Source organism: Microcoleus sp. T3_B1, assembly GCF_036700445.1.
Classification (GTDB): domain Bacteria; phylum Cyanobacteriota; class Cyanobacteriia; order Cyanobacteriales; family Microcoleaceae; genus Microcoleus.
This window is the reverse complement of sequence record NZ_JAUBOX010000038.1, coordinates 1-10532: the sequence shown is the minus strand read 5'-3', so window position 1 is coordinate 10532 and position 10532 is coordinate 1. Positions and strand designations below refer to the sequence as shown.

The 10532-nt window shown below is 45.7% G+C and carries 11 protein-coding genes; 5 read left to right on the top strand and 6 right to left on the bottom strand.

Annotated elements, in window-relative coordinates; all coding sequences use genetic code 11:
- Positions 1-8: 8 nt before the first annotated feature.
- Positions 9-1067 carry a homogentisate phytyltransferase gene (locus QT990_RS20190; RefSeq protein WP_333143399.1) on the bottom strand — a complete coding sequence of 353 codons (1059 nt, stop codon included), beginning with the start codon at positions 1065-1067 and terminating at the stop codon, positions 9-11.
- Between the two features lie 36 nt (positions 1068-1103).
- Positions 1104-2060 carry a methyltransferase domain-containing protein gene (locus QT990_RS20185; protein WP_333143398.1) on the bottom strand — a complete coding sequence of 319 codons (957 nt, stop codon included), beginning with the start codon at positions 2058-2060 and terminating at the stop codon, positions 1104-1106.
- 336 nt (positions 2061-2396) lie between these two features.
- Here QT990_RS20185 and QT990_RS20180 point away from each other — a divergent pair, with 336 nt between their 5' ends.
- Together QT990_RS20180 and QT990_RS20175 are read left to right on the top strand one after the other, a co-directional pair.
- Positions 2397-3731: a TrkH family potassium uptake protein gene (locus tag QT990_RS20180; protein ID WP_333143397.1), complete on the top strand. Its 1335-nt coding sequence runs from the start codon at positions 2397-2399 to the stop codon at positions 3729-3731.
- Positions 3732-3871: 140 nt separating this feature from the next.
- Entirely contained in the window at positions 3872-4567 is a 696-nt protein-coding gene (locus QT990_RS20175) for a TrkA family potassium uptake protein (RefSeq protein WP_333143396.1), read from the top strand.
- A gap of 337 nt (positions 4568-4904) precedes the next feature.
- Here QT990_RS20175 and QT990_RS20170 read toward each other — a convergent pair whose 3' ends face one another.
- Positions 4905-5138 (bottom strand): hypothetical protein, encoded by a 234-nt coding sequence (locus tag QT990_RS20170; protein WP_333143395.1) that lies wholly within the window; start codon positions 5136-5138, stop codon positions 4905-4907.
- A 544-nt stretch (positions 5139-5682) separates the two neighbouring features.
- Between QT990_RS20170 and QT990_RS20165 the strand changes: the two genes are divergently transcribed.
- Together QT990_RS20165 and QT990_RS20160 are read left to right on the top strand one after the other, a co-directional pair.
- The gene (locus QT990_RS20165) at positions 5683-6282 is read left to right on the top strand and encodes a sulfite oxidase-like oxidoreductase (protein WP_333148216.1); all 600 of its coding nucleotides are present in this window, start codon (positions 5683-5685) and stop codon (positions 6280-6282) included.
- Positions 6283-6909: 627 nt separating this feature from the next.
- Positions 6910-7626 carry a PEP-CTERM sorting domain-containing protein gene (locus QT990_RS20160; protein WP_333148218.1) on the top strand — a complete coding sequence of 239 codons (717 nt, stop codon included), beginning with the start codon at positions 6910-6912 and terminating at the stop codon, positions 7624-7626.
- Positions 7627-8043: 417 nt separating this feature from the next.
- Here QT990_RS20160 and QT990_RS20155 read toward each other — a convergent pair whose 3' ends face one another.
- The 3 genes from QT990_RS20155 to tnpA form a co-directional block, all read right to left on the bottom strand.
- A complete protein-coding gene (locus QT990_RS20155) occupies positions 8044-8307 on the bottom strand; it encodes a hypothetical protein (protein WP_333148220.1) in 264 nt (87 codons plus the stop codon).
- A 90-nt stretch (positions 8308-8397) separates the two neighbouring features.
- A complete protein-coding gene (locus QT990_RS20150; protein ID WP_333300625.1) occupies positions 8398-8682 on the bottom strand; it encodes a mechanosensitive ion channel domain-containing protein in 285 nt (94 codons plus the stop codon).
- A 238-nt stretch (positions 8683-8920) separates the two neighbouring features.
- On the bottom strand, positions 8921-9328 hold the full coding sequence (tnpA, locus tag QT990_RS20145; protein ID WP_333148224.1) for an IS200/IS605 family transposase: 408 nt from the start codon (positions 9326-9328) through the stop codon (positions 8921-8923).
- A 79-nt stretch (positions 9329-9407) separates the two neighbouring features.
- Here tnpA and QT990_RS20140 point away from each other — a divergent pair.
- On the top strand, positions 9408-10532 hold a 1125-nt coding region (locus QT990_RS20140; RefSeq protein ID WP_333465676.1), incomplete at its 3' end, for a transposase.

The following is a 10532-nucleotide window of genomic DNA, read 5'->3' as shown; positions in this document are numbered from 1 at the left end:
CCGAACTTCTACCCCAACAAACAAGCTGCGGGAAAAATCAGATATTCTAAGAAAAACAACTTCCAGATAAACTGATAAAATGCAGCAATTTCTCTTTTATCGTCCAAATCAACTTTCGCGCTCCAAAACCACATCAAACCCAAAGCCGCCAAATGAGAAACTGCCAGAAACACTAAATTAACATTAGACAATACGATCGCTCCCGCCAAAGTCGCGCCCAAATAACAAACCGTCAACACCCAGCGAGATAAATTAAAGACGGCCGGCTTGCCCAGCTCAATCGTAAACGTAGTAATATTATATTGCTTGTCCCCTTCCATGTCGGGGATATCTTTAAAAATGGCGATCGCAAACGTAAACACCACAACAAAAACCGTCAGCACCCAAACTTCCGCAGGAATCTCAAAAGACATACTCTTCAAACTCCAGCCCGAAAAAGCGCTTTTCGCCATTCCCAAAGCCAACACCCAATTAAAGTGCAAAAATAACCCTAAATTTACGATCGCGCCCCGCACAGTAAAAATGCACAGCGCCGCCCACAAAGGAAAGCGTTTCAGCCGAATTGGCGGCAGAGAATAAGCAGTCCCAATCGCCAAACTAACGCCAACGGTAGCCAGCAAAAACGGGCCTTGCAAAACTGCCGTCAAAATTGCTATAATTCCCGTGGCAATTACAATTAATTCCCCGGTTTTCCGAGAAAACACTCCCGATGCGATCGGCAAATACGGCTTATTAATTTTATCAATTTCAACATCTTCTAACTGGTTCAATCCCACAATATAAATATTGCCGCAAATGCAAGCCAACCAGGCACAAGCTAGGGGCCCAAATACAGGATTCACAAACAGCCGCGCACTTTGGGCTATCGCGTACAAAGCCAATACACTCAAGCTAGTACCCACAATTGTGTGCGGCCGAGAAAACTCCCAAAATGCCCTCACCCAGCTTTGCGGAGCCGAGCCATTTTTATCAATCCAAGACTTGCCCATCGAATCATTGCCCATAAATCTCACACCCGCACCAAACAAATAATATTCTGTAGGGTGTGCAATGCACACCTTACTCATCAACTCAAGACTCAAAACTTCTCTGATATATGCCTGTTATTTTACAGCACAAATCAGCCCAAAACGAATCAACCCGCTCTGATATCCACGGCTCATCAATCCGAGAGCAAGTGCAGCTTGAATAGTAGTCCAACCGCTAGTTAGCAAACCCCAAATCGCGCTCGGAGTCAAAGCAGAATCGATCACCACATCCCAAAAAGGAGCCACAGCTTTTGACCAATCAGCGGTGCGAATACTTGTCAAAGGCAAACTGCGAACAATTTCCTCGTATTCCGGCAAAGAAATCACATAAGGCAAAGCATAAACTCGGTAAATTTCTGCCAATTCCTTTCTTTCTTCATCAGTTAATTCTCCCGCCGTTTCTCCCAGCGGGCGGTGACACCAAGTTGCCAAAATCAAAGTTCCTCCCGGCTTCAGTACGCGGCAGCATTCCTGCAAAAACTTAATTTTGTCTGGCATATGTTCGCCACTTTCGAGCGACCAAACCAAGTCGAAGGACTCATCAGGAAAAGGCATATTCAAAGCATCGGACACCAAAAAATTCACATTGCTTTCTAACCCAGCAATTTTAGCGCGTTCAGTCGCTCTGTTTGCCTGTACCGGACTCAGAGTTATCCCGGTAGCTGTAACGACGCTAGCGCCCGTTTTATTTGGTTCGGCAGATATGCTAAAATCACGATCGCTCCTGCCATCCAACTTTAAATTATTTTCCGCGATCGAACTAAACTTTTGAGTCAAATACAGCGTGCTGCCGCCGATACCGCAACCGACATCGAGAATGCGGTAAGATTCACAGAGTGCCTTCTCTGACGGTACTCCAGCCCAGCCCAGCAGTTCTTCTATCAAATCTATCTGAGCCTGTCGGCGCTCTTTTTTCAAATTGCCATCCGGGCCGTAGTAACCGTGGTGCATATGTTCGCCCCACACCTGCTCCCACAAACCGCTAGAAGCGTCGTAAAGTTGCTGAATTTGCTGGTAAAGTGTTGATGTCATCGCCGGATCGCAAGTTATTAAAGGAATTCTACCGTTATTTTCCCGATGTTGTCATAGAATTTGGCGATTGAGTTCGATCGGTCTCCGGCATTCGCCAGATAGAGATGTCCTGATTTCCAGCCCGACGCTCTATTTGTGGGTTCCCTCTCAAACCTCAAATCTCAAATCCATTTGTGGCTTCCCTCTCAAACCTCAAATCTCAAATCGATTTGTGGGTTCCCTCTCAAATCTAAAATTTCACATTGATTTGTGGGTTGCGTCTCAAATCTAAAATTTCACATTGATTTGTGGGTTGCGTCTCAAATCTAAAATCTAAAATCTAAAATCTAAAATCGAATGACTGTCTCGCGAACCATTGCTTTGGGCTTTCTCGCTGTCATCCTCATAGGTGCTCTATTACTGATGATGCCCTTTTCCACAATTGATGGAACTTGGAGCGATCCAATAACAGCACTGTTTACCTCTACTTCCTCTGTCTGCGTCACGGGCTTGTCGGTTGTAGATGTCGGAAAATATTACTCTTTTTGGGGGCAACTGTGCCTAGTTTTACTGGTGCAAATAGGAGGGTTGGGCTACATGACAGCCACGACTTTCTTGCTGCTGTTATTGGGCCGCCGCTTTGGCTTGAAAGACAAAGTTGCCCTGCAACAATCTCTCGACAAATCCGGGCTAGCCGGCGTCGTACAACTCGTGCAGTCAATTCTAGCAACAACGCTTTTGTTTGAATTAACAGGAGTGTTTTTGCTGATGACGGTTTTCGTCCCCCAATACGGATTTAAACAGGGTGTGTGGTCTGCTATATTTCACAGCGTTAATTCCTTTAACAACGCTGGTTTTAGCATCTATTCAGATAATTTGATCGGCTACATCAGTTCGCCTATGGTTAACTTCACCGTCACTGGTTTAATCATCTTTGGGGGAATCGGCTATCAAGTAATTATGGAAATGTACCTGTGGCTGCGCGATCGCTTCAACAAAAGCCCTATCTGCACAGTTTTTTCCCTGAACTTCAAAGTTGTTACCACTACAACGGCTGTCCTTTTAATTTTAGGAACGCTAGCCTTTTTGGTGCTGGAATACGACAACCCAGACACTTTCGGCGCTCTAAATTTTCCTCAAAAGCTGATGGCAGCTTGGTTTCAATCTGTTACTCCCCGCACGGCCGGGTTCAATACAATTAGCATTGGCCAAATGACCGAAGCCTCGCTATTTCTGACCATCGCGCTGATGTTTATCGGCGCCAGTCCTGGCAGCACCGGCGGCGGAATCAAAACCACAACTTTTAGGATATTGTTTTGCTGTACCACAGCAGTTGTCGAAGGCCAGGAAGATGTGGAGTGCTATCAGCGTCAGATCCCGCCACCAATGATTCTGAAAACCATTAGCGTAGTCTTCGGTTCCCTGTTGGTCGCGTTCACCTCTGCAATTTTAATCGAGCTGACCAATCCCCAAGTAGAATTTATCGCAGCGCTGTATGAAGCAGTTTCAGCTTTTGGCACGGTCGGTCTTTCCACTGGGATTACACCCACGCTTTCAGCGATCGGTAAGTTGATTTTGATTGCTACAATGTACATAGGTCGCGTTGGGATACTGCTGCTGGTGAGTGCTGCCTTCGGCGACCCAAAACCCAGGTCTTTTAAGTATGCTGAGGAAAGTTTGTTAGTGGGATAAAAAAATCCTGTCTCGTTGCTGATAATCTAAACAATGGGTGACAACCCAAATCAACTTTTACTACTTACCCAAAAATCAAAAGGAGGCGGCGCTGTCTCTGTTCAAATTTAAACAGCAAGACGCTCAGCGCTGGAAATTTAGTGAACCTGTCATCTTTGAATTTTTTTCGCACTTTGCGCGCCGACAACAAGCAGTTTGCCGTTATTGGTTTGGGACGCTTCGGCAAAGCTGTGTGTTCGACTCTGCACGGCTTGGGTTACGAAGTCTTGGGAGTTGACACCGATGAAAAAAAAGTAACTCAAGCTTTGACCGATCGTATTGCTGCTCACGTTGTGCAGTTAGATTCTACTGAGCCTAGCGCTCTTGCTGAAGCCGGCATATTTGAATTTGAAACAGTGATTGTTGCGATCGGCAATTACCTAGCAGAAAGCATTACCACCACCCTTAATCTTAAGGAAGGGGGGGTACGTCACGTAATAGCCAAAGCTTCTTCGGAAACTCACTTAAAACTGTTGAAAAAAGTCGGCGCAGATCATGTAGTTTTTCCAGAACGAGAAATGGGCTGCTCTTTGGCCCGCCTTCTTACAAAACCCAGCATTTTAGAACGCTTTGACCTGGACCCAGATCACAGCATCGTTGAGTTGCTCGTTCCTGAAAAGTTTGACGGTAAAACCATCTCCGAATTGGAGCTCCGGCGCAAGTATGGTTTGAACTTGCTAGCAGTCGGGCGCGCCGACAAGTTCGAGATTAATCCGGAGCCAAGCGAACGCTTGAGAAAGGGCGACGCGATGGTAGTAATTGGTTCTAATAAAGATATCAATCGCTTGCCAATTTAACAGAGCGGCATTTTATGCACATATAGCAACAGTCTTGGACTCAGAAACCCGGTTTCTGGAGTTCCGAGTGTCTAAGTCCTCAGCAATTCTTGCGGGATGTGTGAAAATTTCAGACTCTTACAAACCCGGTTTATCTTAGATAAACCGGGTTTCTCTGTCAATCTTGATGTTCTAATTTTTAACTGAAATATCTAAATTGAATTTCACCAGTTCTGGGGTTGGTTCCGTCTTTGCGACCCCCTCGGAGAACCTAGCCAGACAAATCGCGAAAAATTTTAACAAAGTAGCAGCACTCGATCGCGCTCCCGCAAATCATAGGAGCGCTAGCCCTGAAAATTCAGCCGACTTTCAATATTTTTTGCAAATAAGCTTTGCCAAAAACCACCACCGCCAAGACTAGAGCGAGTTCAACAGGCCAAGGACACGCCGCCACAAACCAAATTAACGAACAAACTCCAATAATTGCAGCTATCGGAGCCGGAATTCCGTCTAGCGTTCTATTGTCAGTCCCGGCAGTCACCCACCCAGCAATCAAGCAGACCGTCAACGGAATCAAGCAACTTGTGATCATGATTTTTACCCCATCAATTTTTTTACATATGGCATCTGAACATATTGTAACAATACATCAAAAATTGGGAAATGCACCATGAATTGCGATAAAATTTAAGATTACATACTTAATAAATAGGTAGGCGGAATTAAACTGATCTATGTAACAGTATGTAAACAGGCTTGACGTAGCCACCATTAGGGAATTGGGATACTTTACAATCATTGACATACTTGCGTTTGACAGCGCCTACCTACTGACGCTGGGATCATAATAGTTGGTAATTTTTAGCTTCGGCTATCTCCGAAGGCAGAATTATAGCGGTTCTCAAAAAAGTGAGGTATGCCCTATGCCCTATGCCCTATGCCCTATGCCCTATGCCCTATGCCCATGAGTACCTCATATGAGAGCTCGAAAGGCTATAGGTTGGCATCAGGTAGAATTGAGGGATTTTTTTTTCTAAAGAAGTGCTGAAAGCTTTCTACCTTGAGATGAATTGCAATGCGGCCATCTCTGCAAGTTATAGTGAGGATTGCAGTCAGTTACTGTAGAGCGTGAATCAATGCTGGGCAAATTTTTTCGCAAGCCAGAATCAGAAAACATCGATCGCGTCCCGCCGGGTCAATACCTCGCCAACGGCTTTCCTGTGCTGACCTACGGCGATACACCCTCTGTCAGCATTGAAAGTTGGGAATTTAAAGTCTGGGGATTGGCAAAACCAAAAACCTTCACTTGGTCGGACTTCCAGGCCATGCCCCAAAGTAACTTTACTGCGGATTTTCACTGCGTCACCCGGTGGTCAAAACTCGACGTGCAGTGGACGGGAGTCAAAGTCACAGATTTTATGAACTACATAGAAGTCGATCCGAAAGCTATGCACGTCTTGGAACACTGCTACGGCGGCTACACGACTAACATTGCGATCGCCGACTTCCTCCGAGAAGAAAACTTTTTCGCCCACACCGTCTTCGGCGAACCTCTATCCGCAGACCACGGCGGCCCAATGCGGCTCGTAGTTCCCCACTTGTACGCTTGGAAAAGCGCTAAATGGATTAACGGCCTGGAGTTTACAGAAACCGAAGAACTCGGTTTTTGGGAACGCAACGGCTACCATCGGCGGGGCGAACCGTGGGCAGAGGAACGCTATAGCGGTCTGTTTTGATGCGGGCGATCGGGAGCAAGGACGGGGCCAGAGCTTCTCTATACAATCTTTGTTGAGAGGCAATCCGCTCTTTTACCGCTTCAATCTGCAGAAATTGCATCGGGTCGATCGCATCTTTGGGATATCTGACGCGACGGGCTCTATCTAATTCAACCAAAATACGTAAACGCAACGATCGCATTTTGTACGTAATTTACCCGATAGATAAACTACTTTAACTCCCCTACACAAGTCCCAAAAAACAAATATTCCCAGTTTCGGGTTAATATCAAACTCCTTTAACTGTCAGTGTACACAAATATTACCGTATTTATACTTAAGTATCGGCGGTTGAGGATGGAGACTTGACAATATAATAAAAAATTAGCATAAGCCCGATCCAAATCAGTTTTGCTCACCCGCCCTCCCATGCCCGCGACTGCAAGGTTTCAATCCACAATATTTATAATTATTTAGTGGGTATTATTAGGGAGCGATCGCCCGTCTGCAGATGTGATCGACAGCATTTATGAAGGTTATGTAAAGGCTTGATAAAGAATTGGTCAAACTTTACCTAAAGTACCCCAACTGCAAACAAAGTATCGCATAATGAAAATATTAAGACCATCGCACAAAAGGAACAGGTTTATGAATACCAAACTCTTATCCGCCCTAGCAGCTACCGCCGCCGCCACAGCTCTGTTTGGCGCCGGATCTCCCGCTCAGGCCTTCTCCTTTGGTACCAACGGCATCACATTCAGTCAAGATCAAGATGTCAAGTTTAAATTCAAAGAGTCTCACGGTGGGTATACTTCCTCTTTGGGAATCTACCAGGTGAACGGCTTCACACTCGCTAACGTTGCCAAGTTATTTTCGGAAACTAAATCCTCAGACGACGGCAGCGCTAACGAATGGAAAGGAACTTTGGGCAATACCGTCACGGGTTCTGGCGAGGTAGTATTCAGATTCTTGGCAAATCAAGTTTACACTTTGGGACTCTCCAGCACTTTCGGGGAGGCGTCGAAGGGCATGGTCTACTCGACATCAGGGCTGAACCTGAACGTCGCCTCTACCGGCAGCCAGCAAGCCGTGTTTGGCGCCGCGCCGCTGTGGAGCGCACTCAACACAGCAGCAACCAACAGCTTCGGAGATGCCGGAAAATTCACAAGCGGAGTAGGTTCTCTGTTTAGCGGCGGCACGGTGATCTCCTTCGACGATCGTGGTGGCGGAAACGACGCAGACTTCCAAGACTTCACAGTCAGCGCAGAAGCAGTTCCCGAACCGATGACAATGACTGGTTTGGCTCTCGGTTTGGGTGGCTTGGTTGCAGCCCGCCGTCGCCGCGCTAGCAAGACGACTTCATGATTTTTTCAACCGGAACAATCTCCTCAATGACGCTTGACAAAATAAAATTCAATTAGGAGGCGCGCTAATGAGAAATCGGCTCGCCTTTTGCTTAATTTGAAAAGTCAGAAGGGAGAAGTCATATCAATTCTGGTGGCACTCCTCCGGAATTATTGACTGTTGACTGTTGACTGTTGACTGTAGAAGGAGGGGTCGCCAAACTGAATGATGGTTGGGTGTTGGATGTTGACTCGATTTTACGCCCGACTTTCGCAGCGCGGATTTGATATCAGAGGAAAGTTCGGCCACGCCCAGTGTACGGGATTTAACGGAGTTAACGGATGGGTGTTGAGGGAAGAAGTCAAGCGTGAAGCAAGAGGATTTTTCCAACTCTCCAACTCTCCCACTCTCTCCCTCTCTCCACTCAAAATTCAAAACTCAGTCACGGTAAATTGTTCGATCGTACAAAGTCACCAGTACCGATTGAGGAATTTTAATGTCGGCCCGGATGCACGCTACTTTAATCGCCACCACAGCCCTGGTGTTTGTCCGTCGCACATGTGCTTGTTCGCGCAGCGTCCAATAGCGGACAATAAGATGCAAAGAACCATCGTTAAAGCCTGAAGTATCAACATCATAGGCTAAATTTAAAGGCAAGTTAGTTCGCCTGCGGGGCAGGCCTATTAGTAAGCTGTTGTGCATTTAAATTGTATATTGAGGGCGTGATCACCTGCCCAACCCCTACTCCCCACACCAGTAAAGATTTATTTGACTATGCAATTTAAATGCGGATTAGCTTACCCGCACTGAATTGGCAAATACGATCGCCTTCGGCATGATAACTCTCTCTCCCCGATCGCTAATAATTTGAGTTGAACGCAGCAAAATCTTTTCAACAGTACCTTCAAAGCCTTCTACAATTATTATCCGATCGCCCCATTGAAACGGTTCGTGCAACAGCAAAAATATTTCCGCTAAAAAGTATTTGAAGATGTCTTGGAACGGGAAACTAATCCCTACTGAACCAAGTCCTAACCAACTGATGATATCTGCAGGCTGCCAAGCTGGGAACGCCACGCAGGCGCTCAAACTGCCAGCAGCCCAAGTGAGAGTGTCAAATAATTAAAGAATGCCACGCTAACACAAAAGATTGAGATCGATCGCCGGACAGGAATGTTTGACTCTCACTGTGCAGGTGACTCCATCGACTAGCTCGCTAATCATAAAAATTTTTACGGGATGCGGGAAACGAGCGCGGCTTTAGCCCTGAGAGGGAAGCGACACGGGGGACTTCAGTCCCCGTGTTCTTCCTTTCTTAATTAGCCGAATGGTGCGGATCTTCTATGTATTTTTTCACAACTTCACTACTAATATTACCTGCGGTGCTAACAAAATAGCTGCTCGTCCATAAGGACGGCAGCTTTTTTAGTTGTGGAAACTCAGCCCTTAAATGATGGCTAGAACGTCCTTTGAATGCCTTAACGACTAGCGCAGGAGTATCCATCGGATTGACTGCAACGAATAAATGTACATGATCTGGTGCCACTTCTAAAGCTAGAATATCCCAACCTTTCTCAGTCGAGAGTGCTAAAAACAGCTCTCGCAGCCTAGTTGCTATATCTCCAACTAAAACTTTCTTGCGACGCTTGGGTATAAAGACAAAGTGGTAATTAAGTAAGAACTTGACGTGGTTGTGGGTTTTGTACTCCGGGAGAGGCAACATAAAGTTTTGTTGTTATAGCTTGACTTGTCCACTATATCCACCTAAACTGAATAAATCAACTAATTTGCAGGAAAAAGAGGTGGCTAAGCCTAAGAAAACAATGGGAGTACAGCAAGTATTGCTGTCTCCCACCAAAGAAGTTGAGGCAGTGCTAAATTACCTTTGTCGGCAATCTGGTAAGCTGTACAATAGTGCTGTTTATTTTGCTCGCCAGACATTTTTTAAGACTGGAAGGTTGCTGACGGGGAAGTTTGATTTATCTTTTGAACCGTCAATTGCAAAGTCGATGGTTGCTAAGTCGTTACCTTCGACACCCATGCAGCAAACTTTAATGTCGGCAACAGAAGCGTTCAAAAGTTTCAAAGAGCTAAAAGCTTTGTATAACAAGGGTCAACTACATTTTAGACCCAAGCCTCCGAGCTATTTAACAGGTTCTAAATTGTTTAAAGTTGCCTACCCGAATTCTGGTGGATTAAAGCCAGTGCTTGTCGGCGACCAGTTGAGATTTTCTCTGGGTTTAACAGTACGGCGCTGGTTTGGGATTTCTGAAGTATTTTTGCCCAGGCCGTCAAATGTTGACTGCTCAAAGGTTAAAGAGTTTACGATTCTCCCGAAGAATGGCGCTTTCTATTTGGAGTTGTCTTACGAAGTAGAATGTCAGCAGCACGCTTTAGATTATAGCCAAGCGCTATCAATCGACTTGGGAACTGCTGACAACTTAGCGGCTTGCGTGGACACGCTGGGAAATTCCTTTTTAATTGATGCTCGCGTTATGAAAGCGATGAATCAGCTTTGGAACAAAAAAGTAGCAACTAGAAAGGAAGGAAAGCCCACGGGTTACTGGGATAACTGGCTAGACCGTGTAACCCGCAAGCGCAATCACCAGATGCGCGATGGCATTAATAAGGCTGCGAAGTTAATTGTTGAACATTGCTTGAAACACGGTATCGGCAATTTAGTAATTGGATGGAACCAAGGTTTTAAGTCTAATGCCGATATGGGTAAGCTGAACAATCAAAAATTTGTTCAGATGCCGTTAGGAAAGCTGAAAGACCGACTAAGCCAATTGTGCAATTTACACGGCATTAAGTTTACTGAAACAGAAGAAGCGTATACGTCTAAAAGTAGTGTGCGTTTCGTTCTGAAGAAACCCAGAAATGGGGGGAATTCAGGCTCTAGCAAGGTAATCCAATATGGATTGAGT

What these genes read in the sequence shown, in the direction of transcription:
- QT990_RS20185 (WP_333143398.1), bottom strand. Translation starts at nt 2,060, where the DNA reads ATGACATCAACACTTTACCAGCAAATTCAGCAACTTTACGACGCTTCT.
- QT990_RS20165 (WP_333148216.1), top strand. Translation starts at nt 5,683, where the DNA reads ATGCTGGGCAAATTTTTTCGCAAGCCAGAATCAGAAAACATCGATCGC.
- QT990_RS20180 (WP_333143397.1), top strand. Translation starts at nt 2,397, where the DNA reads ATGACTGTCTCGCGAACCATTGCTTTGGGCTTTCTCGCTGTCATCCTC.
- QT990_RS20190 (WP_333143399.1), bottom strand. Translation starts at nt 1,067, where the DNA reads ATGAGTAAGGTGTGCATTGCACACCCTACAGAATATTATTTGTTTGGT.
- tnpA (WP_333148224.1), bottom strand. Translation starts at nt 9,328, where the DNA reads ATGTTGCCTCTCCCGGAGTACAAAACCCACAACCACGTCAAGTTCTTA.
- QT990_RS20170 (WP_333143395.1), bottom strand. Translation starts at nt 5,138, where the DNA reads ATGATCACAAGTTGCTTGATTCCGTTGACGGTCTGCTTGATTGCTGGG.
- QT990_RS20155 (WP_333148220.1), bottom strand. Translation starts at nt 8,307, where the DNA reads ATGCACAACAGCTTACTAATAGGCCTGCCCCGCAGGCGAACTAACTTG.
- QT990_RS20160 (WP_333148218.1), top strand. Translation starts at nt 6,910, where the DNA reads ATGAATACCAAACTCTTATCCGCCCTAGCAGCTACCGCCGCCGCCACA.